21 protein-coding genes and 1 riboswitch are annotated in these 23,667 nt (G+C 63.5%); of the genes, 15 read left to right on the top strand and 6 right to left on the bottom strand.

Annotated features, from left to right (window positions below; genetic code table 11):
• Positions 1-23: 23 nt before the first annotated feature.
• Complete coding sequence (locus AB0H22_RS08205; RefSeq protein ID WP_358146164.1) at positions 24-680, top strand: restriction endonuclease; 657 nt, start codon at positions 24-26, stop codon at positions 678-680.
• On the opposite strand, the gene AB0H22_RS08200 is transcribed toward AB0H22_RS08205, so the two are convergent.
• Positions 637-1,281, bottom strand: a complete 645-nt coding sequence (locus tag AB0H22_RS08200) for a DUF3159 domain-containing protein (protein WP_180749463.1) — start codon at positions 1,279-1,281, stop codon at positions 637-639. The genes AB0H22_RS08205 and AB0H22_RS08200 overlap by 44 nt on opposite strands.
• Positions 1,278-3,155, bottom strand: coding sequence for a S9 family peptidase (locus AB0H22_RS08195; protein ID WP_180749462.1), 1,878 nt, complete (start codon positions 3,153-3,155; stop codon positions 1,278-1,280). Before AB0H22_RS08195 ends, AB0H22_RS08200 begins: the two co-directional genes overlap by 4 nt.
• A gap of 117 nt (positions 3,156-3,272) precedes the next feature.
• Between AB0H22_RS08195 and AB0H22_RS08190 the strand changes: the two genes are divergently transcribed.
• Complete coding sequence (locus AB0H22_RS08190) at positions 3,273-4,025, top strand: MerR family transcriptional regulator (RefSeq protein ID WP_358145923.1); 753 nt, start codon at positions 3,273-3,275, stop codon at positions 4,023-4,025.
• 17 nt (positions 4,026-4,042) lie between these two features.
• On the opposite strand, the gene AB0H22_RS08185 is transcribed toward AB0H22_RS08190, so the two are convergent.
• Both AB0H22_RS08185 and AB0H22_RS08180 read right to left on the bottom strand, forming a co-directional pair.
• A complete protein-coding gene (locus tag AB0H22_RS08185) occupies positions 4,043-4,243 on the bottom strand; it encodes a hypothetical protein (protein WP_180749460.1) in 201 nt (66 codons plus the stop codon).
• A gap of 10 nt (positions 4,244-4,253) precedes the next feature.
• Positions 4,254-4,409, bottom strand: coding sequence for a DUF6131 family protein (locus tag AB0H22_RS08180; RefSeq protein ID WP_219602940.1), 156 nt, complete (start codon positions 4,407-4,409; stop codon positions 4,254-4,256).
• Between the two features lie 313 nt (positions 4,410-4,722).
• On the opposite strand from AB0H22_RS08180, the gene AB0H22_RS08175 reads away from it, so the two are divergent.
• Positions 4,723-6,165 (top strand): hypothetical protein, encoded by a 1,443-nt coding sequence (locus tag AB0H22_RS08175; protein ID WP_358145921.1) that lies wholly within the window; start codon positions 4,723-4,725, stop codon positions 6,163-6,165.
• A gap of 59 nt (positions 6,166-6,224) precedes the next feature.
• Here the strand turns inward: AB0H22_RS08175 and AB0H22_RS08170 are convergent, their stop codons facing one another.
• Positions 6,225-7,637 (bottom strand): NAD(P)/FAD-dependent oxidoreductase, encoded by a 1,413-nt coding sequence (locus AB0H22_RS08170; RefSeq protein WP_358145919.1) that lies wholly within the window; start codon positions 7,635-7,637, stop codon positions 6,225-6,227.
• A 200-nt stretch (positions 7,638-7,837) separates the two neighbouring features.
• On the opposite strand from AB0H22_RS08170, the gene AB0H22_RS08165 reads away from it, so the two are divergent.
• Positions 7,838-8,038 carry a three-helix bundle dimerization domain-containing protein gene (locus tag AB0H22_RS08165; RefSeq protein ID WP_180749458.1) on the top strand — a complete coding sequence of 67 codons (201 nt, stop codon included), beginning with the start codon at positions 7,838-7,840 and terminating at the stop codon, positions 8,036-8,038.
• 4 nt (positions 8,039-8,042) lie between these two features.
• Here AB0H22_RS08165 and AB0H22_RS08160 read toward each other — a convergent pair whose 3' ends face one another.
• Positions 8,043-8,720 carry a TrkA family potassium uptake protein gene (locus tag AB0H22_RS08160; RefSeq protein WP_180749804.1) on the bottom strand — a complete coding sequence of 226 codons (678 nt, stop codon included), beginning with the start codon at positions 8,718-8,720 and terminating at the stop codon, positions 8,043-8,045.
• 60 nt (positions 8,721-8,780) lie between these two features.
• Between AB0H22_RS08160 and AB0H22_RS08155 the strand changes: the two genes are divergently transcribed.
• From AB0H22_RS08155 to AB0H22_RS08105, 11 genes are all read left to right on the top strand, one after another.
• Positions 8,781-10,274, top strand: a complete 1,494-nt coding sequence (locus AB0H22_RS08155) for a potassium/proton antiporter (protein WP_180749457.1) — start codon at positions 8,781-8,783, stop codon at positions 10,272-10,274.
• Between the two features lie 87 nt (positions 10,275-10,361).
• A riboswitch (M-box (ykoK) riboswitch) is annotated at positions 10,362-10,531 on the top strand.
• Positions 10,532-10,941: 410 nt separating this feature from the next.
• Positions 10,942-12,612, top strand: coding sequence for an NRAMP family divalent metal transporter (locus AB0H22_RS08150; RefSeq protein ID WP_180749803.1), 1,671 nt, complete (start codon positions 10,942-10,944; stop codon positions 12,610-12,612).
• A gap of 4 nt (positions 12,613-12,616) precedes the next feature.
• Positions 12,617-12,889 carry a WhiB family transcriptional regulator gene (locus tag AB0H22_RS08145; protein ID WP_358145916.1) on the top strand — a complete coding sequence of 91 codons (273 nt, stop codon included), beginning with the start codon at positions 12,617-12,619 and terminating at the stop codon, positions 12,887-12,889.
• A 303-nt stretch (positions 12,890-13,192) separates the two neighbouring features.
• Positions 13,193-13,588: a pyridoxamine 5'-phosphate oxidase family protein gene (locus AB0H22_RS08140; RefSeq protein ID WP_180749802.1), complete on the top strand. Its 396-nt coding sequence runs from the start codon at positions 13,193-13,195 to the stop codon at positions 13,586-13,588.
• A gap of 9 nt (positions 13,589-13,597) precedes the next feature.
• Positions 13,598-13,879, top strand: a complete 282-nt coding sequence (locus AB0H22_RS08135) for a glutaredoxin domain-containing protein (protein WP_180749455.1) — start codon at positions 13,598-13,600, stop codon at positions 13,877-13,879.
• Between the two features lie 181 nt (positions 13,880-14,060).
• Positions 14,061-17,606: a carboxylic acid reductase gene (car, locus tag AB0H22_RS08130; RefSeq protein ID WP_358145914.1), complete on the top strand. Its 3,546-nt coding sequence runs from the start codon at positions 14,061-14,063 to the stop codon at positions 17,604-17,606.
• A 17-nt stretch (positions 17,607-17,623) separates the two neighbouring features.
• A complete protein-coding gene (locus AB0H22_RS08125; RefSeq protein WP_180749453.1) occupies positions 17,624-18,070 on the top strand; it encodes a helix-turn-helix transcriptional regulator in 447 nt (148 codons plus the stop codon).
• 5 nt (positions 18,071-18,075) lie between these two features.
• Complete coding sequence (locus AB0H22_RS08120) at positions 18,076-18,486, top strand: VOC family protein (protein ID WP_180749452.1); 411 nt, start codon at positions 18,076-18,078, stop codon at positions 18,484-18,486.
• Positions 18,487-20,877, top strand: a complete 2,391-nt coding sequence (locus AB0H22_RS08115) for an excinuclease ABC subunit UvrA (RefSeq protein ID WP_358145910.1) — start codon at positions 18,487-18,489, stop codon at positions 20,875-20,877.
• 90 nt (positions 20,878-20,967) lie between these two features.
• Positions 20,968-22,239, top strand: coding sequence for a lipase family protein (locus AB0H22_RS08110; RefSeq protein WP_358145908.1), 1,272 nt, complete (start codon positions 20,968-20,970; stop codon positions 22,237-22,239).
• 72 nt (positions 22,240-22,311) lie between these two features.
• Positions 22,312-23,646 carry a hypothetical protein gene (locus AB0H22_RS08105; protein WP_358145905.1) on the top strand — a complete coding sequence of 445 codons (1,335 nt, stop codon included), beginning with the start codon at positions 22,312-22,314 and terminating at the stop codon, positions 23,644-23,646.
• The last annotated feature ends 21 nt before the right edge of the window (positions 23,647-23,667 follow it).

The raw sequence follows: 23,667 nt of genomic DNA, 5'->3' as shown, positions 1-23,667 counted from the left end.
CCTGCTTTAGAGTTCGTCCTGTGATGCTGCGACGGTGGAGACGTAAGGCGATTCGTGCTCGGCGTCGCCTGTCGCGCGCGTTGATCGCACTCGCCGTCGTGGTGCTCGCCGGGCCGGTCCTCGCGATGGTCATCTGGCCGGCCGTCGTCGTGTATCGGAACACGGGTGACGCGCTGCTCGCCGCGTTGGCGCAGGTGGCCTATCTGGCGGCACCTTATGCCGTGTATGTGCTGCTGCGGGCCGCGGGATGGGGTCTGAGAGGTCTCGCCGACGCCGCCGCCCGTCGTCGGTATGATGCCCGATTGCATAGGTACACAACACTATCCGGACTAGCCGAGGTCGACGAGATGTCCGGCGTTGATTTCGAGACGTTCGTCGCGGCCCGCATGTATGGTGCCGGCTGGCATATCGAGACCACACCGGCAACCGGCGATTACGGTGTTGACCTGATAGCCACCAGTCGGCGTGATGTCGTTGCCGTGCAATGCAAGCGCTACTCCAAGACGGTGGGCGTCAAAGCCGTTCAAGAGGTGGTAGCGGGCGCAGTGCACTACGGCTGCCCGCGCACCATGGTGGTTAGCAATCAGGACTTCTCCCGCCAGGCGTATGCACTCGCGGCGAGCAGCAACTGCGAGCTTATCGGACGCGATCGGCTACCAGGGTGGCTGAACCAGCGCTGAGGCGCCTCTTTGAACGGCGCACGGCCCAGACGGCGACCAGCAGCGCCACCCCCAAAAGTGGGTAGCCCATGGCGATACGTGCGAAGGCCAACCATCCGACAGCGTCCTCGGTGTACAGCCATTCCTGCACAACAAATCTGGATAGGAAGACGGCCGCGATGGACAGGGTTGCCACCGCGTAGGCGAATCGCGACGGCCTGTCGTCGCGCCAGCGCTGCCCGCTGCCGGTGAGGCCGTGCCAGAGCACCCCGGCGAGCGGCCAACCCACCAGCACCGACGCCAGGAACACCACCGCGGCAAGGAGGTTAGTCCAAATGCCCATGAGGAAGAAGCCCTTGGCTGACCCGATCTGATAGGCGATTACCGCCGAGATCGCCACCCCGAACAGCCCGGAGACGGCAGGCTGCAGCGGCTGGTTGCGTAACCATCGCCACGCGGCGATCGCCAGCGCGGTGGCCACGGATATCCAGATCGCACCGGACAGGCCAAAGGTGCTGTTGCCCAAAGCAAACGCGACGCTGGGAAGCCCGGCATAGACCAGTCCGGACAGACCTCCGGCCTGTTCGAGCACTGTGGGCCTGCGTCCGGAGGTCTCGGTCACGTCACCCGCCGTCCACCCAGATGCCGGCCCAGGAACCGCTCCGTCGCCCGGAACAGATCGATCTGGTTCTCGGGATTGAGGAAGCCGTGGCCCTCGTCCTCCTTGACCATGTACTCGACGTCCACCCCGCGGGCGCGCAACGCTGCGACGATATTGTCGGACTCGGCCTGCACCACACGTACATCGTTGGCGCCCTGCACAACCAGCAGAGGTGTGCGTATCTGGTCCACCCGGGTGATGGGTGAGCGGGCCAACATATCGGCTTCCTGCTCGGGGTCGGCGGGATCGCCGACGTACAGGTACCAGTTGTTGGTCAGGTTCGGTCGCACGAATGGCGGGAGGGTCCGCATGAAGTTAGCGAGATTGGAGATCCCCACATAGTCGATGGCGGCTGCGAAGACGTCCGGAGTGAAGGTGACTCCGACGAGCGCGGAGTATCCGCCGTACGAGCCGCCGAAGATCGCGACTCGGCTCGGATCCGCGTAGCCCTGTTTGACGGCCCAGTCGACGGCATCGATGAGGTCGTCGTGCATCTTGCCGGCGAACTCGCCGATGGCGGCCTTCGTGAATGCCGTGCCGTACCCGGTGGATCCACGGAAGTTAACCTGCAACACGGCATATCCGCGGTTGGCCAGGAACTGCACCGACGGATCGAATCCCCAGCTGTCGCGGTGCCATGGACCGCCGTGGACCAGCAGCACCAGCGGCAGCCCGGCGGGTTCCACACCGACCGGCAGCGTCAGATATGAATGCAGACTCAAGCCGTCACGCGACGGGATGGTCACCGGAGTCATCGGTGCCAACGAGGCGGGGTTCAAGTGTGGATACGGTCGGAACAATTGTCGGCTCTCACCGGTGGTGTGGTCGTAGAAGTACGTGACGCCGGGATCCCGATCATGCGCGAAGCTGACCACCCAGCGTTGGCCGTTTTCGTCGGACGAGATCTCGCCCAGATCACCGTCCGACAACCCTGTCAGCTTGTCCAATACGGCGGCAAAGGACGGATCAAGCGCCCGGATCACCTGGCGTTCGCCGAGGTACCGGACTCCCAGCAGCTCACCGGTCTTCCGATGACGAATCAGGGCCGGCGCCAGGCCGAGCGCCGCCGAGAGGTCGAAGGCGGGGTGGCTATCGACTTCGGTCTCGTCGCCGGTGGCCAGATCGAGCCGAACCAGACGTGTGTGGTCGGAGTCGCGACTGGAACCCAGCCATAGCCCGGTGCCATCCGGTGTCATCTGGGTCGGGTGCATGCCCACCGGATAGTCCGCGCCGTTGTAGACGGCTAGGGATTCCAGCGCCCCGGACTTGAATCGAGAGAACTCGATGTTCCCCTCAGATGTCAGCGATTGCGTGAACACCCCGTGATCCGGGCTGCAGAACCAGGCCATCACGCCACCGGGATTCTCGGCCAGCATGGTGAGCTCACCGGACGCGATATCGAGCTCGTAGAGGTCGATTTGGTCGATCTTGCGGTGATTCAGCTGGATGAATGCTTTGCCGGGACGACCGTGGGGCTGCTCCAGTCCCAGCAGTCGCACCCCCGGAAACGGCGTCAGATCAACGGCCGGCCCGTCGGGGTCATCCAGGTCCACTCGGTACAGATGCCAGTTCTCGTCGCCGCCCGAGTCCTGCACGTACAGCAGCCAGCGCGGATCATCGGCCCAGAAAAAGCCGGTGACGCTTCGGGTTTCGTCGCGGGTGACGCAGTGTGCGTCGTCTGTGCTGTCACTGCCGACGGCTTGCACCCATACGTTGAGACGGTTCTTCCGCGGTGCCAGGTATGCGATCTTGGTTCCGTCTGGAGAGATCGATGCGGATGCGCGGCTGGGTGGATCGAAGAATTCTTCGACCTTGATGAGCTCGGAGAGTGCCATGCATCCAGGAAAGACTGTGCCGCTACGGCATACTCAAGGGATTCCGGAGTGAGGTGGGTCACGGTCAGCCAGGGCCGGGGTTGACCGTGCCGTAGCGGCATGGTGTCGAGTGGGGTTATGTCAGCGGATGTAGGAGGAGTGACGGTGGGCTGGAGCACTCGAGAGCTCGCCGAGCTCGCCGGCACGAGCCTGCGCACGGTGCGTCATTATCACGATATTGGCCTGCTCGACGAGCCCGAACGCCGTTCTAACGGTTACAAGAGCTACGGCGTTGCGCACCTGGTGCGGGTCCTGCAAATCAAACGCCTTGCCGGACTCGGTCTTTCCCTGCAACAGATCGCCGACATGGACGTGGCCAACGAGGATCCGCACGTAGCGCTGCGCGCTCTCGACACCGAGCTGGCGGCCACCATCGAGCGTCTCCGGCGGGTTCGCGCGGAAATCGGACAGATTCTTTCCAGTGCCGCGGTGGCGGATCTTCCGCCCGAGTTCGCCTCTGCCGCAGTCAATATGGAGCTGTCCGAGACAGACCGCTCAATGGCCTATGTCATGTCGCGGCTCCTCGGGCCGGAGGGGCTGCGGGTGTACATCGGCATGTTCCTGGATCAGCAGGACCGTGACCTCGACCGTGAGCTTGAAGATCTCCCCGCCGATGCCGATGAGCCGACGCGCGCCGACCTCGCCGAACGACTAGCTGTGCAGGCCCGCAGGCTGTACACCGAACACCCCGGAATGCTGGCATCAACGGCAGACGCGCCGCGTGGCCAGCAGTTCGTCGAACGCACCATTGCCCAAGCGCTGCTTGATCTTTTCAATCCGGCGCAGCTGGACGTACTGGTTCGGGTGGGTGTGGCGGTGAAGTCCTCCTGAGCGGTTCAGCCCGGATGTCAGGAGCTGGGTTGGGGGATGTTGCAGTGCGCGACTGTCGGATTGACCCCGGCGTAATTGAGCGGCCCGGCGATAACGGTCAACGCAATGGTTCCCGCGCTGGCACAGGTTTGCGGGCTATCGGTGAAATACCCGCGTTGAGCGACGGCGATTGCCCCGATTATCAGCCACACGGCCAGGAGCAGTCCGGCATAGCGCATGGTTTTCTCCTCAGTAGTAGTGGGAACGGCCGCCAATGGCGTGCCCCATGCGGCCCGCGACCATCAGGACCAGCCCGATGACCAGGAGTACGACCCCAATGGTCCACAAAAGCCCGATATTGAGTAGGAATCCGGCGGCCAGCAGTATGACGCCGAGGATGATCATGGCGCTCACCTAGTTTCAGTGCAGACGTGTACGCGGGTGGGTTGCTTACGCTGTCAACATTACGCCGCGCGGCGCACTTCAGGGAGTGGTTCGCGATACACGGGGAACCGCAGGGGCGTATTCCCGCGCTAGGGAGCCTAGCGGGGGTTCGCATGACGGCCCGGCCCGCTAAACGGCGTAACTGCTGAATGGGCGGTGGTGCGTCCGCGAAGGAGGGTGCGATCGAGGGGGTTGTTGAGTGATTCGGTGTTGCCGCGCCAGCCGGCTGTCTCGACGTTTCGTTTGAGGCCGAAAGCATTGCCGACGTTGACCGATGACTGGACAGTCGGAGGAGTCGAGCTGGGGAGCTCGGCTGATGGCAGGGGCCGAAAGTGGCAAGGTGATGGCAACAGACTTCGATCTGCACTCGCTGGTTCGGGTCACGGAAACACCTGATCCGGCCCAAGCAGTCCCGGAGTGGACGTCGCTTCAGAAACTGGGTTTCCGAATGCTTTTCACCATTGGTGGCGGGATGCTGCTGATCACTGGTGCTGTCATTCTGGTGGCCACGGTGTACGCCATTGTGGGGAGCGCCAATGTGGGCTCTTACCCACTTGAACCGGTGATCTGGCTGCTTGCGCAGATCGGCAGCTATCTGACTCGAGGTCGCGGTGTCGAGATCGCCGTGTCGGCCGGCTCAGACATGTTGTGGACATGGTGCTTTCATCTCGGTTGGATTGTGGTGGCGCTGCTGATCACCGCGTTATGGACCGGCATGGATCGGCGGCGCCGCAACTATCGGAGTCTGGCCGCGTCGCTGATTGTGTTCGCGCGCTTCGGGTTGGCGTTGGCGATGATTCTGTACGGGGTGTGCAAGGTGATTCCCGTCCAGATGGGGTACATGGCGCTGCCGGATCACCAGCTGCAGTTGGTGGGCGATACCAGCCTGTTCCATACGCTGTGGGGTTTCATGGGCGCCTCCGAGCCGTACTCGGTCGTTACCGGGCTGGTTGAAGCGGTGTCGGGAGTGCTGCTGTTGTGGAATCGTACGTGGCTGCTCGGGGCGCTCGGGTCGGTGATTGCCATGGCACAAGTGTTTCTGCTGAACATGTCCTACGACGTGCCGGTCAAGCTGGTTTCCGGCGAATTATTGTTCGTGGCAATCGGTATCACGTCGCCGTATTGGTCCAACATGGCGCGCGTCGTGCTCAATCGGGGTGAGACTCGCCCGATTGTGCTCTGGTCGCCACTCGGGGCGAGTAGACCCTGGTTGCGGCGAACCGGCGTGGTCGCCAAGTTTGGCGTCGCTGCGATGGTGCTGGCGTTCGCCGTGGTGCAGGGCGCGATGGGATACACCGTCTATCACACCCCGACCTCAACTCTCGACGGGGTTTGGCGCGCAACGTCATTCACCGTCGACGGGCGCGAAGTAATGTTAAACGGGAGGAGCCCGCGGCCGTGGACCAATGTGGCGATCACCGACCGCAACAAGGTGCCCGAAGCCGGCGTGGTCCGGTTTGTTGGCCAGACGCCGGAGGGTTACACCACCAGGTGGCTGCTCAAGATCGACGGGGATCGCCTTGAGTTACGCAAGCGAGAGTCGGATTCGGCCCAGGTTGTGCTACGCGCGCACCAGCCGGACAAGGACCGGCTGGTGTTGGCGGGCGAGTTGGACGGCAGGCAGATCGAGGGCACATTCGAGCGCCGGTTCATGGAACGCAGCAGAGCGGGTTTCCGGCTCATCAGCCCGCCGATGCCGGTGGATTCGTTACGGTAGTCCTCGACGTCGTGAACGTGGCCCTGCACTGTCGATCCGCAGCGTAATTCACGGATCCCTTACCGAAGATGTTTGAGTGCGGCATTCGCGGCATGCACACCGCACATTCCGTGTGCGCCCGGGCCGGGGGGAGTGGCCGCGGAGCAGATATACATGCCCGGGGTGCCCAAACTGTAGGGTCCCAGTGAAATCCGCGGGCCGAATACCAGCTGACGGATGTCCTTGGCGCCGGTCATGATGTCGCCGCCCACATAGTTGGCGTTGTATGCCGACATCTCGGTGGTCGAGCGCACGGCCATGCCGATGATGCGTTCACGGAACCCGGGCGCGAACCGCTCGATCTGCCCGATGATCGCCTCGGTAGCGTCTCCGCTGTAGCCAAAAGGCACGTGTGCGTAGGTCCACAGCGGATGGATATTGCCCGCGGAGCGCTGCGGATCGGCCAGATATTGCTGGCCGACTAGGACGAAGGGCTGCGCCGGCATGGCACCGGCGTGGATCTGCCGTTCGGTGGCGGCCACCTCGGCGTAGGTGCCACCGAGGTGCACGGTGCCGGCGCGGTGGGCGTTGGGGTTGGTCCAGGGAACTCCACTGTCGACCGCGAAGTCGACCTTGAAAGCGCCCGGGCCGTGGCGGAACTTCGCGAACGCACGGCTGACTCGCGTGGGCAGCAGATCGCCGAGAATGTCTGCGACAGCGCCGGGTTCGAGATCGAACAGGGTCAGATCGGCGTCTGGAAGTTGAGCGGCGTTCGCCACCCGAACCCCCGTGTGGACCGTTCCGCCCAGCTCGGCGAGAGATGCGGTCATGGCCCTGATGAGGGAACCGGTGCCGCCCGAGACGACGGGCCAGCCGTGCCGGTGCCCGGCGGTCATGATCCCCAGGCCGACCGCCGCCGTCATCGGGTAGTGCAACGGCCGGAAGGTATGTGCGGCGACGCCGCCGTAGAGTGCGCGGGCGGGCTCGGTGCGGAACAGCCGCGCGATCGTCGAGGCGGGTAGTGCTGCGGGTAGTCCGAATCGCGCCAGCTGGATCGGGTGGTGGGGCACACGCAATAACGGTGCCGTGATGTCTTCCGAGAGGGTGTCGAAATGCTCTGAGGGGTAACCGAATAGTGCGTGCCATCGGTTACCGTCGCGCCCCATCCGAGTGGCCGTGTCGTCGACCGACCGGTACAGCACACCGGCCGTGCCGTCATCGAGCGGATGCACACAGTCGATCTCGGGCAATAGCCAGCGCACACCGTGACGAGCCAGGTCCAGACTCGTCAGGAACGAGGACCCGATGGCCATCGGGTGCGCCGCGGCGCAGTGGTCATGGATCAATCCGGGCTCGAGCATCTCCGAGGAACGGCATCCGCCCCCGGGTTCATCAGTGGCCTCCAACACTGTGACCGAGATCCCTGCACGTGCCAGGGTAATTGCTGCGGCCAGCCCGTTGGGTCCGCTGCCGACGACGGTCGCCGTGCTCATGCAGTCTCCATACCGTCTGCGCAGTTGACGCGAAAGGCCAAGGCAACCAACGAATTACAGACGATCTGCACCGCGACATCCACCTCCGTCGTGTCTGACACCACAGTCTACAAACCGGTGCGGCGTGTTCTTGGCTGGCTGGATATTGTGCCCGTCGGGCCGGTTGACGAAAGTATGAACGGTGTGCAAATTTTGTCCCTGTGGCGGTAGTCGGCAAGCAGGCAGGTATCGGTGATCTTGTGGATCAGCTACAAGGTCGATATCCGAGCTTGACTCGCGACGTCGTGGAGGCGGTGGTTCGTGCCGAACACTCCCGCTTCGACGAGAGCCGATTGCGCGACTACGTTCCGCTCCTGGTGGAGCGGCGTGCACGCGAGGAACTCGCGCTGCTCAGCGTGTAGCGATCTACCTGTCGGGCAGCACTCCGGATCCGTGGATCGCGGCGCGAATCGCGGGTTCCGCGGTGCTGTTGGCAATGAACAGCATCTCGTCGCCGGCCTCCAATACGTCTTCGGGTTTAGGCAGCACGACCGTCCCTCCCCGAAGCACGGTGACCAACGCGGTATTGGGCGGCAGCGCCAATTCCTCCACGCGTCGTCCCACCAAGGGGTTGTCTTCGGGCAGAGTCAGTTTTGTCAGATCCGCACGGCCCTCTCGGAGTCCCATGAGACGAACCAGGTGACCGACATCGATCGCGCCCTCGACACCCGCCACCATGGCGCCTGGTGTGGAGACCGCGACATCGACACCCCACGCCTGACTGAACAACCACTGGTTGCGAATGTCATTGATGCGGGCCACTACCCTGGGCACGCCGAACTCGGATTTGGCCAGCAGGCCCACGACGAGGTTGGCTTTGTCATCGCCGGTGGCGGCCACCACGACATCGCAGGTTTGGATCCCCGCGTCCTCCAAGGTTTCCAGTTCGCAGGCGTCGGCGTTGAGCCAGTCCGCCGCGGGCACCGTGTGCGGCTCGAAGTTACTGCGTTCGCGTTCGATCAACAGGATTTTGTGGCCGTAATCGAGTAGCTCGCCCGCGACGGAACGGCCGACCTTGCCCGCGCCGGCAATCGCGACCCGCATCTTCCGTTCCGCCACCCCGCTATCGTGCCCTATTAATCGAAGTCAACCGACGGGAACCACGTGAGCTTGCACCAGCTGTACCTGGCCTTGCTCATCGGTGGCCTTGTACTGCTCGCCAGCATCGTCGGTACTCGCGTGGCCACGCGGATCGGATTTCCCAGCCTTTTGTTCTTCCTGCTGGTGGGGGTCGTTCTCGGCGAGGACGGGCTCGGTGTCGAGTTCGACAACGTGGAATTGGCTCGGAATGTGTGCACCGCTGCGCTTGCGGTGATCCTCGTCGAGGGCGGTTTGACCACACGGTTCTCCGATATCCGCAAGGTCCTCGCCCCTGCCGGTGCGATGGCCACGGTCGGTGTCGTCATCAGCACCGTGGTGACCGCGGTCGGCGCGCATGTGCTGTTGCGGATGGATTGGCAGCTGGCATTGCTGCTCGGCGCCATCGTGTCCTCCACAGACGCGGCCGCGGTTTTCTCGGTCTTGCGGGTGCTGCCGCTGCCACGCAGGGTGGCCGGACTGTTGGAGGCAGAGTCCGGTTTCAATGACGCGCCTGCGGTGATCCTGGTTCTGATGTTCAGTGTCATGCCCTTCGTGTTCGAGCCGAAGAGCGCGGTGATTCAGATCGTCTACGAGCTGCTGGCTGGTTCGGCGATTGGTCTCGGGTCTGGCTTTCTCGGGGCGATGGCCCTGCGTCGCGTCGCGCTGCCCGCGTCGGGGCTGTACCCGATCGCGACGTTCGGGCTGGGGCTGGTGGCGTTCGCCGCCTCGGGCAGCGTCCATGCCAGCGGCTTCATCGCCGCCTACCTGGCCGCGGTGGTGCTGGCCAATTCCGGTCTGCCGCACCGGTCTGCCACGCGATCATTCGCCGAGGGACTCGGTTGGCTGGCGCAGATCGGCCTGTTCGTCCTGCTTGGGCTGTTGGTTAACCCGACCGAGCTGGTGCATGACATCGTTCCGGCGATCCTGATCGGCTTGGTTCTCCTACTGATTGCCCGGCCGCTCTCCGTGGTGGGATCGCTTCTCGGATTTGGTATCCCGTGGCGGGAGCAGGCCTTTCTCTCGTGGGCGGGCCTACGCGGCGCGGTGCCTGTGGTGCTTGCAACCTTTCCCATCGTGGAGGGCGTGCCTAACAGTTACCGCCTTCTCAACATCGTGTTCGTCTTGGTGGTGGTTTTCACCTTGGTACAGGGACCGAGCCTGCGGCCCGTCGCGCATCTCCTGGGGCTGATCTCCCGGGAGGCCACCCGTGAGATCCAAGTCGAGGCAGCTCCTTTGGATGTGCTCGACGCCGAGCTGCTCACCATGAAGGTGCAGCCGGGATCTCGGCTGTGCAATGTGACCATCCTGGAGCTGCGGCTGCCCGATCCGGCCGTCGTCACCCTGGTCATCAGACAGGGCAATACCTTCGTTCCGCTACCCGACACCCGAATCGATTCGGGCGATGAACTCATGATTGTGACCACCAGTAAGACCCGGGCGTTGACGGAGTCGCGGTTGCGCGCGGTGAGCAGGCGCGGCAAGCTCGCGCACTGGTTCGATGAGTACGGCGAAGTCTGACCGATCCGCCGCGGATGCTGTCAAGCCGCTGTGAAGAATCGGTGTTGCGTTGACGCGCACCGTTTCTCAGGCATACAGTACCGATGTTCAGCACCTCGCTAGGTGAGGCTCCTGCACGAACACAGGCCACTGATCCGACGACGTCGAGAGACGCCCAGGGTTAGGACAGGTCTCCCCGGCCTAAGGGGTGACCCGAAGTGGCTTCCCACCAGGGATTACGTCGTGCAGTGCCGAAGCTCTGACGAGAGAGGTGATTGGGTCGTCCGATGTCGGGCGCCTGTCCTCCCGTTCGAGTGCCGCCTGGCCTGCGCTGATATGACGACCGATGCGGCATGGCCGCCCTGGCAGCAAGGAGGTGAGGGGACGAGATGAAGTCCGGCGATAGTCCGTATTCCAGCCCGGATCGAAAACCTGGAGTAATCCAGCACGTTTACATGTTCCCAGCCTTCCGCTGCGACACCGTTCACGCCTGACCTGACGCGAAAACATATGCGCCAGGCTTACTTTGGCGTGCCCGGAATCCCCTGCGCAGCGGACAAACCCCTGAAGGGCGGCAACTGCAATGGCATTCTTCAACGGCGTACCTCGCCGAAACCATCGACCCGCGGGGGCCCAGCCCATCGGGAGTTCCACCAACGGCCCGGCCTCCCAGACAGCGGGGGCCGTCATGGACAGTGCGCATATCGGCGACATCGTCGGTGCGTTGGGCACAATCGGCCAGCACGAGACGACGGATGGCCGCGGTCGGTGGCAGCGCTTCCGGATGTTGTTGGCAGTACTCGGCCCCGGTCTCATCGTGATGGTCGGCGATAACGATGCCGGTGGAGTCGCGACCTATGCCCAAGCGGGCCAGAACTACGGCATGGCCCTGCTATGGACGCTGGTGCTGCTCATCCCGGTGCTGTACGTCAACCAGGAGATGGTGGTCCGGCTGGGCGCGGTCGCCGGAGTCGGGCACGCTCGCCTCATCTTCGCCCGGTTCGGGCGGTTCTGGGGTGCCTTCAGTGTCGGGGACCTGTTCGTCGTCAACGCCCTGACAATCGTCACCGAATTCATCGGGGTGGCAATGGCATTGAGCTACTTCGGGTTGCCCCGGGTAATCTCCGTACCGCTGGCGGCGGTGTTGCTGTTCGCGGTGATCGCCGGGGGTTCGTTCCGGCGATGGGAGCGGTTCCTGTTCGCGCTCATCGCGATCAACATCGTCATGATTCCGATGGCGATCCTGGTGCACCCGTCCCTTACCACCACGGCGTCCGGTTTCGTGCCGTCATTCCCGGGCGGTCTGAACGCCGAACTACTGCTGCTCGTCGTCGCGATCGTGGGTACCACTGTCGCGCCATGGCAGCTGTTCTTCCAGCAGTCCAATATCGTCGACAAGCGGCTGACACCACGCTGGATCCGTTATGAGCGAATCGATCTCGCCGTCGGCATCGTCCTGGTGATGGCGGGTGCCATCTGCATCATGGCGGCGGCCGCATTCGGACTGGCGGGCACCGACGCGGTCGGCAATTTCACCGACGCCGGTGCGGTGGCACGGCTGCTGCATGATCATGTGAGCCCCGCGGTGGGTGCCTTGTTCGCCGTGCTGTTGCTTGATGCCTCGCTCATCGGTGCCAACGCCGTCGGGCTGGCCACCACGTACGCCTTGGGCGATACGTTCGGCAAGCGCCACTCGCTGCACTGGAAGATAAACGAGGCGCCTGCGTTCTACCTCGGGTACGGGCTGCTGCTGGGCATCGCCGCGGCGGTGTCGTTCAGCCCGGACCCGGTGCTGGGTGTCCTCACACAGGGCGTACAGGCGCTAGCCGGCGTGCTGTTGCCCTCGGCGACGGTGTTTCTGGTACTGCTGTGCAACGACAAGGCGGTGCTCGGCCCGTGGGTTAACTCCATGCGCCAGAACCTTTTTGCGGGGGTCATTGTCTGGGCGCTGGTGCTGCTCTCGCTGTCACTCACCGCGGCGACCTTCTTCCCTGACCTGACGACCGGACAACTCAAGGCATTCTTCGCCGCAGGCGCAGGTGTCGGCGTCCTGGGCGGGCTTGCGGTCGTCGTCGGGAAGAAGTGGACCGATCGTCGGGCTGCCGTACAGACGGCCGCGCAATTCGGCGGCCTGGACCCCGACGAGGTTCAGGATCTGGACTCGCTCCCGCAGGACCGCGCATTGCGGCGCGATCTCCTGCGCCAGGAGCGTGACTCCTGGCGCACCCCGGCGCTCGACACGCTGGGCCGCCCTGCCTGGTCACCGCTGCGGACGGCGGGAATGGTTGCGCTGCGCGGGTATCTGCTGCTGGCGGTAGTACTTGTCGCCGTGAAGATCGCCCAGACCATCATCGGGTAGCGATATGAAGTGGCTTGAGTGGGCGCGTTGCCGCGGCATGCCGACCGATCTGTTCTTCTCACCGGATCACGAGCGGGGGAGGGCTCGGACCCTGCGGGAGGCTCGAGCCAAACAGATCTGTCGGCACTGCCCGGTACGGGAGCCATGCAGCAGGTATGCCATCGCGGCGGGCGAATTATTCGGGGTGTGGGGGGCGACCACACCGCGGGAAAGACGCGACCGGAGCCGGGTGCCGCCTCGAGTGCGAGCACTAGACGTGGTTAGGAGAAACGAATAATATAGTTCGGTGAGCCGAAATTCTTCGCTGGACCAGGACAGCATGAATGCGTCATGGTGCGAGACAGTTGCGATTGCTCAAGCGATCGCCCTGGGCGACAAGGTTTCCGCGGCTCACATCCTGCGGACCAGCCAGCGCCGGCTCACGGTTTCCGAGGGTCTGTTGCATCTGCTCTCGGTGCTGATGCGTGCGGCTCCGGTCGGTGCTACGAGTTGGCTACTCGATACCGCCCGGGCCTGCACGCCGCCACCACCTATACCGAATCTTGTTTCAGTACAACCATTCCAGGAGGTCGCGTTCACAATGCCCACGCTCACCGATGAGATGAAGCGGATGCTCGGTTCCCAACTGGCGGTCCTGGCGACGGTGACCGACGGCACGACCCCCAACATCGGGCCCAAACGCTCGCTGCGGGTGCGCGATGAACGGTCTCTGATCTTCAATGAGAACACCGGCGGGCAGACACTGGCCAATATCCTTGCCGGATCAAAGGTTTCCGTTGCCGTGATCGACCGCGATGCGCTGGACGGGTACCGGTTCGTCGGTTCTGCCCGCATCCACGATTCGGGGCCGGCATTCGATGATGCCGTTGCCTTCGCGGAGGAGCGGGGACTGAAGTACCCGCGCTGCGCCGTCGTCATCGCCATCGAGGGCATCTACACACTTAAGCCGGGCGTTACTGCGGGGAAGCCCGTGTAGACATGGATCATGACGAAGCCCTTCCCGGCCTCTGACGAGGTCGTCGTGTACTGGCGGCCGGGTTGCCCCTTCTGCATCAAGCTGCGGACGCAGCTGCGCTTCACTCGGCTGCGCTACACCGAGGTGAACATCTGGGAATCGCCCGAGGCTGCCGCGTACGTGCGTTCCGTTGCCGACGGCAATGAGACGGTGCCGACCGTCAGCGTCGCGGGGCATCCGTTGGTGAATCCCTCGCGACAACAGCTGCTGGCGGCAGTGCGTAAACATGCTCCGCACGCATTGCGACAGTGACGCTCCTCACGCCGAGATGACGTTTGTGCGGGACTTCTCCGGCCTAGACCAGCATGAATGTCCACTCGGTAGGAGGGCCGCACCGCCACCCACAGGGAATAGTTAGCATAGGTATGTACTTTTCTACTGTGGGCGTAATCGCCCGTTCAAAGCAACGCGGACCGATCCCGAGGTATCTGGCATGACACAAACGATTTCCACACCAGCCGCAACGACCAGCCCTGATCTCAGGGAAGATCAGGCACTCGAGCGCCGCGTCGCGGAGGTCGTGTCCAACGACCCGCAACTGCAGGCGCTGTTGCCCGATGACGGGATTGCCGAGGCGGTCAATGAACCCGGCTTGCCGCTCGTCGAGGTGATCCGGCGACTACTGGAGGGCTACGGGGAACGCCCGGCGCTTGGGCAGCGAGCCATCGAATTTGTCACCGATGACAACGGCGCGACCTCCGTTGTGCTGAAGCCCGAGTACACCACCACCTCCTATCGCGAGCTGTGGAATCGCGCCGAGGCCATCGCCGCCGCGTGGTACGACCAGGGAATTCGTGACGGTGACTTTGTCGCTCAGCTCGGCTTCACGAGCACGGACTTCGCCTCGTTGGATGTCGCGGGACTACGCCTCGGGACGGTGTCGGTGCCGTTGCAGACCGGCGCATCGGTGCAGCAGCGCAACGCGATCTTGGAGGAGACGCAGCCCACGGTGTTCGCGGCCAGTGTCGAGTACCTCGATGCGACGGTGGAATCCGTGCTTGCGTCGCCGTCGGTGCGGCTGCTGTCGGTCTTCGACTACCACCCCGAGGTGGACAGCCATCGCGAGGCGTTGCGTGCGGCGCGCACTCGGCTCGATGATGCCGGTCGGGCCATCACCATCGAGCTCCTCGGCGAGGCCATCGCACGCGGACGCGAGCTCCCCGCGGCCCCACAGCCCAGCGTGGACCCCGATGCGCTGCGCCTGCTCATCTACACCTCCGGCAGCACCGGCACCCCCAAGGGCGCGATGTACCCGCAGTGGATGGTCGCCAACCTGTGGCAGAAGAAGTGGCTCACCACCGCGGTGATTCCGTCCGTGGGCGTCAACTTCATGCCGATGAGCCACCTGGCAGGCCGCCTCACGCTGATGGGCACGCTCTCCGGCGGCGGCACGGCGTATTACATCGCCTCCAGTGACTTGTCGACGTTCTTCGAGGACATCGCACTCATCCGTCCCACGGAGGTGCTGTTCGTACCTCGTGTGGTGGAGATGGTCTTTCAGCGCTACCAGGCCGAGCTGGATCGCTCGCTTGCCCCCGGTGAGAGCAACGCGGATATCGCCGAGCAGATCAAGGTGCGCATCCGTGAGGAGGATTTCGGTGGGCGTGTGCTCAGCGCCGGATCCGGTTCTGCACCTCTGTCTCCCGAGATGAACGACTTCATGGAATCGCTGCTGCAGGTGGCGATGCTCGACGGCTACGGTTCCACCGAAGCCGGGGCGGTGTGGCGCGACGGCATCTTGTCGCGTCCGCCCGTCACCGAGTACAAGCTTGTGAATGTTCCCGAACTCGGTTACTTCACAACGGATTCCCCGCATCCTCGGGGTGAGCTGCGCATCAAGTCGGAGACCATGTTCCCCGGCTATTACAAGCGCCCTGAAACCACTGCCGATGTCTTCGACGAGGACGGCTATTACATGACCGGCGATGTGGTCGCCGAGCTGGGAGCCGACCACCTCAAGTACCTCGACCGCGTCAAGAACGTCCTCAAGCTCGCCCAGGGTGAGTTCGTCGCGGTGTCCAAACTGGAAGCCGCCTACACCGGCAGCCCGCTGGTTCGGCAGATCTTTGTGTATGGCAACAGCGAGCGTTCGTTCCTGCTGGCGGTCGTGGTGCCCACACCGGAAGCCCTTGAACGGTATGTGGATTCGCCCGATGCGCTCAAGCCGCTGATCCAGGACTCCCTGCAGCAGGTCGCCAAGGACGCCGAACTGCAGTCCTACGAAATCCCCAGGAACTTCATCGTCGAGACTGAACCGTTCACCGTTGAGTCGGGCTTGCTCTCGGACGCGCGCAAGCTGCTGCGCCCCAAGTTGAAAGAGCACTACGGCGAACGGCTGGAGGCGCTGTACGCCGACCTGGCCGAAAGCCAGAACGAGCGGTTGCGTGAACTCGCCCGGGAGGCGGCCGGCCGGCCGGTACTGGATACGGTGACCGACGCCGCGGCGGCCCTATTGGGTGCCTCCGCCACTGATCTGGCCCCCGATGTGCGATTCATCGATCTGGGTGGTGACTCGCTGTCGGCGCTGTCGTACTCGGAGCTGTTGCGCGATATCTTCGAGGTGGACGTTCCGGTCGGCGTGATCAACAGCGTCGCGAACGATCTCGCCGCGATCGCCCGGCATATCGAGGCCCAACTGGCCGGTGACGCCACCCAGCCGACATTCGTTACGGTGCACGGCAAGAACGCGACCGTCATCAACGCCGCCGAGCTCACCCTCGACAAGTTCCTCGACGAGTCGTTATTGAAGGCGGCCAAGGACATTGCGCCCGCGACCAGCGATGTGAAGACCGTGCTGGTAACCGGCGGCAACGGTTGGCTCGGACGCTGGCTGGTGCTCGACTGGCTCGAACGGCTGGTCCCCAAGGGCGGAAAGGTGTACGCGCTCATTCGCGGCACCGACGTCGACGCCGCTCGGGCTCGGCTGGATGCGGTCTACGAATCGGGTGACCCGGATCTGTCGGCGCACTACCGTCAGCTGGCAGACCAGGGCCTCGAGGTTATCGCCGGTGACTTTGGTGATTCGGATCTTGGTCTGACACAAGATGTTTGGCAAAAGCTCGCCAGTGATGTGGATCTGATCGTGCACTCCGGTGCGTTGGTGAACCACGTCCTGCCGTACAGCCAGCTGTTCGGTCCGAACGTGGCAGGTACCGCCGAGATCATCAAGCTGGCGCTATCCGAACGGCTCAAGCCGGTCACCTACCTGTCGACGGTGGGCATCGCCGACCAGATCCCGGTAACCGAATTCCAGGAGGATTCCGACGTTCGCCTGATGTCGGCCGAACGCGAGATCAACGACGGCTACGCCAACGGGTACGGCAACTCCAAGTGGGCAGGCGAAGTGCTGCTGCGGGAGGCCCACGATCTGGCCGGTCTGCCCGTCCGGGTGTTCCGCTCCGACATGATCCTGGCGCACAGTGACTACCACGGCCAGCTCAACGTCACCGACGTGTTCACCCGCACCATCCAGAGCCTGCTGCTCACCGGTGTCGCACCGGCCAGCTTCTACGAACTGGATGCCGACGGCAACCGCCAACGGGCCCATTATGACGGTGTGCCAGGCGATTTCACCGCCGCGTCGATCACCGCGATCGGCGGCGTGAAGGTGACGGACGGCTACCGCAGCTTCGACGTGTTCAACCCGCACCATGACGGTGTCTCACTGGACACCTTCGTGGACTGGCTGATCGAGGCCGGGTACAAAATCGTGCGGATCGACGATTACGGTCAGTGGCTCGCCCGATTTGAGACGGCGCTCAAGAGTCTGCCGGAGCAGCAGCGACAGCAGTCCGTGTTGCCGCTGCTCAAGATGTACGAGAGGCCGCAGCCGGCGATCGACGGATCTGCCCTGCCGACCGCCGAATTCAGCGGTGCGGTGCGGACGGCCAAGGTTGGTGACGCAGGCGAGATCCCGCATGTCACCAAGGACCTGATCCTCAAGTACGCCGCCGACATCAGCCTGCTGGGGATGATCTAGCCGATAGAATCCCGCCTGTGACCGGTGCAGGCGGGGAGCAGCGTCTGCATGACCTCGCGCGGCTACGCCGGGTGCGCGACCGGATCGACCGCGAGTACGCGCAGCCGCTGAACGTCGAAGCGTTGGCACGCGATGCGCATATGTCGGCGGGCCACCTGAGCCGGCAGTTCAAGAGCGCCTATGGAGAGTCGCCGTACTCCTACTTGATGACACGACGTATCGAGCGGGCCATGATGCTGCTGCGCCGCGGCGACCTGAGCGTCACCGAGGTCTGTTTCGCGGTCGGCTGCTCATCACTCGGCACCTTCAGCACCCGGTTCTCCGAACTGGTGGGTGTGCCGCCCAGTGTCTACAAGGAACGAACCGCGGAGCACATCGTGGGCATGCCCTCCTGTGTCGCCAAGCGAGTCACCAGACCGATCAGGAATCAAGAAGCATCCCCTTCCGGGCGGCGGCTAGCGTGACCGTCATGGACATCACGATCAATGCGAGCTTCCTTCCACACACCGACCCCGAGGCCTCCCTGGCGTTCTATCGCGACGCCCTCGGATTCGAGGTCCGCAACGATGTCGGGTACGAGGGGATGCGGTGGATCACCGTGGGACCGGCCGGACGTCCCGATATGAACATCGTGCTCACACCGCCCGCCGCCGACCCGGGTATCACCGACGAAGAGCGCCAGACGATCACCGAGATGATGGCCAAGGGCACCTACGCCAGCATCATGCTGGCCACCGACGACCTCGACGGACTCTTCGAGCGTGTGCGGGCCACCGGCGCCGAGGTCATGCAGGAGCCCACCGATCAGCAATGGGGTTCACGAGACTGTGCCTTCCGTGACCCCGCCGGCTGCACCGTCCGGATCCAGGAGCTGTCCTGAATGGCCAAGAGCGCCAAAGTTACCCAGAATCATCCGGCTGACAACCATGACCTGATCCGGGTGCACGGTGCCCGGGTCAACAACCTCAAGGACGTCAGCGTCGAGCTGCCGAAACGCAGACTCACGGTGTTCACCGGCGTATCCGGCTCGGGTAAAAGCTCTTTGGTGTTCGGCACGGTCGCCGCAGAATCCCAGCGCCTGATCAACGAGACGTACAGCGCCTTCGTACAGGGATTCATGCCATCGCTGGCGCGGCCGGATGTCGACGTGCTCGACGGGCTGACAACGGCGATCATCGTCGACCAGGAGCGCATGGGGGCCGATCCGCGGTCCACGGTTGGCACGGCCACCGACGCCAACGCAATGCTGCGCATCCTTTTCAGCCGACTCGGCAAACCGCATATCGGTTCAGCTCAAGCCTTTTCGTTCAACGTCGCGTCGATAAGCGGCGCGGGAGCGGTCACCGTTCAGCGTGGGTCACAGTCCACGAAGGAACGTCGCGAGTTCAGCATCACCGGCGGCATGTGCCCGCGATGCGAGGGCAGGGGTTCCGTCAACGATATCGACCTCACCGCGCTCTATGACGAGAACAAGTCGCTCAACGAGGGCGCTCTCACCGTGCCCGGCTACAGCATGGATGGGTGGTACGGGCGCATCTACCGCGGCTGCGGATTCCTCGATGCCGACAAGCCGATTCGCAAGTACACCAAGAAGGAACTGCATGACCTGCTCTACAGGGAGGCGACCAAGCTCAAGGTCGACGGGGTTAACCTGACGTATCTCGGCCTGATCCCACAGATCCAGAAGTCGTATCTGTCCAAGGACATCGACGGCATGCAGCCACATATCCGCGCCTTCGTGGAGCGGATAGCCACCTTCACCACCTGTCCGGCTTGCCATGGGACCCGGTTGTCGGAGCTGGCCAGGTCCTCGAAGATCAAGGGCAAGAACATCGCCGAGGTCTGCGCGATGCAGATCAGCGATCTGGCCGAGTGGGTGGGAGGGCTCAAGGAGCCTTCGACCGCCCCGCTATTGGACAAGCTGAGGCATTCTCTCGACTCGTTCGTGGAAATCGGTCTTGGATACCTCTCCCTCGATCGACCCGCCGGGACGCTATCCGGGGGAGAGGCGCAGCGCACCAAGATGATCCGCCATCTCGGCTCATCGCTCACCGATATCACGTACGTATTCGACGAACCAACAATCGGCCTGCATCCTCATGACATTCAGCGGATGAACAATCTGCTGCTGCAACTGCGCGACAAGGGCAACACCGTCCTGGTGGTGGAGCACAAACCGGAGGCCATTCAGATCGCCGACCATGTCGTGGATCTGGGACCCGGTGCGGGCGCCGCGGGCGGGACTGTTTGCTTCGAGGGCACCGTAGCGGAGCTGCGGTCCAGCGATACCGTGACCGGGCGTCATCTTGACGACCGTGCCGCGCTGAAAGACTCGGTGCGAGAGTCGGATTCCTCCTTGGAGATTCGCGGCGCGAACACTCATAACCTGCAGAAGGTCGACGTCGACATTCCCCTCGGTGTGCTGGTGGTCATCACTGGGGTCGCAGGCTCCGGTAAGAGCTCTCTGATCAACGGTTCGGTGTCCAAGCTCGACGGAGTGGTCGCCGTGGATCAGGCCCCGATACGCGGTTCACGTCGCAGCAACCCGGCCACCTACACCGGTCTTCTGGAACCGATCCGCAAGGCATTCGCCAAGGTCAATGGAGTCAAGCCGGCGCTGTTCAGCGCGAATTCGGAGGGGGCTTGCCCCAACTGCAATGGTGCGGGTGTCATTTACACCGACCTGGGGATGATGGCAGGTATCGCCACGACATGTGATGTGTGCGAAGGCAAGAGGTTCGATGCCGCCGTGTTGGACTATCACTTGGGTGGACGCGATATCAGTCAGGTGCTGGCGATGTCGGTCGCCGACGCCCAGGCTTTCTTCGGCGATGCCTCCTCGGACAGCAATGCGAAAGTTCCCGCTGCTCATAAGATCCTCACCCATCTGAACGATGTCGGCCTGGGGTACCTCAGCCTGGGGCAGCCCCTCACGACGCTTTCCGGCGGCGAACGGCAGCGCCTCAAACTCGCCACCCATATGGGCTCCGATGGTGGTATCTACGTTCTTGATGAGCCCACCACCGGCTTGCACCTCGCCGATGTCGAACAGCTTCTCGGCCTGTTGGACGGCCTGGTGGATTCCGGGAAGTCTGTGGTCGTTATCGAGCACCACCAGGCTGTCATGGCGCACGCCGACTGGATCATCGATCTGGGCCCCGGTGCCGGGCACGATGGTGGCCGGATCGTCTTCGAGGGCACACCGAGGGATCTCGTCGCCGAGCAGTCAACCCTGACCGGGGAGCACCTCGCGGAGTACGTCGGCGTCTAGCGGCGCCCTCGCACCAGTCTGGTCGACTTTCCCACTACATCTGTTGTGAAGGCGAATTGTCTACGCTGTCCTGGACGCAGGAGGTAGCGCATGGCAACGAAGCCCGTAGCTGTTCTCGGTGGTACCGCATTGGCTGGGGTGGGAGCGGCGGTGGCAGGGATCGCCGGCACCGCGACCGCTTTGCGCAGTCCCTCGGTGGTGCGGCGGCTCAACAGCTGGGCGGCGCGCAGGCTGACTGCTGCGCAGCGTGCCGATCGCCATGCGGCCATTCTCCCCACCCCGATCCCGGGACCCGGCTTCTACTCCGATCCGGGCGATCTCTCCGACCGCGCCAACGGGGAAATTGTCCGCAAGCAGTATGTGCGGCCGCGTGTTCCGATTCCGGGTGCCACGATCCACCGGTTCATGGTTCGCTCCACCGACACCGCGGGAAATGCTGTGCCCGTGACGGCCACCCTCATCGAGCCGAACCGTCCCTGGCGAGGCGCGGGTGCGCGACCGGTGGTGGTGCGCAACCAGCCGATCAACTCGCTAGGCCTCAAGGCCGCACCGTCCTACCGCATCGAACGGGGCTTGTATGTCGACGTGCCCCCGCTGTTGCCATTACTGCTGGCCAAAAACTATGCGGTGCTGATACCCGATCACGAGGGGCCGCGGATGGCGTACTCGGCGGGCATCATGGCCGCACACGCGGTTCTGGACTCGGTGCGCGGGATGCGAAGAATAAGCGCGGATCTCGTCGAATCCCCCATGGTTATGGATGGGTACAGCGGCGGCGCCATTGCGACCGTGTGGGCCGCACAGGAGCAGCCGGCATATGCGCCGGAGCTTCGTTTCCGCGGAGCGGTAGCGGGAGGAACACCAACGGATTACGCCCTGTTGTATCGAAGAATGAATGGCGCCTTGGGATCTGGGCTGTTCGCCGCGGCGACGATCGGGCAAGCGCGCGAGTACCCGAGTATGGTGGAACTCTTCGACGATTTCGCGTTCTATGTGACGACCCTGATCAAGGATCTGCCGCAGCCGCCTCTGGCGGCCGCCGGGATTGCACGAATCGACTTGGATGTGTTGGCGGCCATTCCGGAGCCCTTCGAATCGGAGATCGCCCAGGATGTGATTGCCGCGAATAAACCTGGCGCCACGGCACCTACCATGCCGATCCTGCTGTACCACGGCACCAAGGACAAATTCCTCGGCGATCAGTTCATTCCGGAGGAGGGTGTTCTCGAGCTCGCCGCCAGCTGGCGGTCCAAGGGAGCGACGGTGGACTACCTGCCTGTGCCCGGTGAGCATCTGATCGCGGCCGGATGGGCGATGCCGAGTGTTCTGCGTTGGATGCGGAGCGCTCTCGGGGATTCGTAATCCACGAATCAGGATGTGAGTCAGGGTTTTCCCGGAGGCGGAGGCAGCCGCCGAATCGCTACGCTCGTTGACATGACGATCGCCGCGCCCGAACTATCCAGCACTGCTGAAGACGAGGGACCCGAGCCGACAGCTCGGTGGACTCCACTGCAGAAGCTCGGATTCCGCCTGCTCTTCACCATCGGCGGCGGCATCCTGGTGCTCTCCGTCTACGGCAACCTCGGGCTGTCCGATCTGTTCGAGCCGGTGCTCTGGCTGTCGGCTCAGATCGGGAGTTTCCTCATCCGTGGGCGCGGCATCGAATTGACCGTGTCCGCCGGCGGTGACCTGGTGTGGATGTGGTGCTACCACCTGGGATGGATTGTGGTGGCCCTGCTGATCACCGCACTGTGGACGGCGCTGGACCGCCACCGCCCGAACTACCGTCGCCTGGCCGCCTCGCTATGGGTCTTCGCGCGGTTCGGTCTGGCCATGTCGATGATTACGTACGGGATGGCCAAAGCCATCCCCACACAGATGGGATTCATGGCACTGCCCGACCGGCAACTTCAATTGGTCGGTGATACAAGCCTATTCAACACGCTGTGGGGATTCATGGGGGCCTCGGAGCCGTACTCGATCGCTACCGGGCTCGTGGAATTGGTCTCAGGGCTGCTGCTGCTGTGGAACCGCACGTGGGTGTTGGGGGCGTTGGGTTCGGTATTCGCGATGGGGCAGGTGTTCCTGCTCAACATGACTTACGACGTGCCGGTCAAGCAGGTGTCCGGCGAGCTTTTCTTGATCGCAATTGCCGTCACCGCACCGCTGTGGCCAAACCTTGTGCGGGTGGCGTTCAACCGCGGGACGCAACCAGCGCAGCTTTGGCGGGTGCTCGGTGCGGACCGACGGTGGCTGCTAAAGACAGGCATCGTGCTCAAATTCGGGTTGGCATCGGTGATGACGGTGCTCATTGCCTTTCAGAGCCTTGTGGTGTCCTCGACGTACAAGACACCCACTTCCAGCCTCGATGGTGTATGGCATGCAACGTCATTCACCATCGATGGGCGTGAGGCAACGCTGAACCAGGTTGAACCCGCACCTTGGCCCAACGTGGCCATTTCCCACCGTGACAAGGTGGCGGAGTTCAGTGTGATGACGTTCGTCTCCCAGACGCCCGACGGTCGCACCTCGTCGTGGACGCTCAAAATTGACGGCGACCGGTTGGAGTTGCGCAAGCGCGAGTCCGATCCTCCACAGCAGATACTGAATGTGCGGCAGCCGTCTCCCGATCAGCTGGTACTCACCGGGGAGGTCGACGGCAAGAGGGTCGAGGGCACCTACGAGCGCCGGTTCATGGAACGGAGCCAGTCCGGATTCCGTTGGATACAAACGGAAATGGACCCAGAAGCCGCGCACTCCCGGGACTAGCCGGGGCGGCTGCTAGCGGCA

Origin of the sequence: Mycobacterium sp. NPDC050853 (genome assembly GCF_040653875.1) — a bacterium.
Taxonomy (GTDB): domain Bacteria; phylum Actinomycetota; class Actinomycetes; order Mycobacteriales; family Mycobacteriaceae; genus Mycobacterium.
Note: the sequence above shows the minus strand (reverse complement) of the source record. Positions and strands in the feature narration are given on the sequence as shown.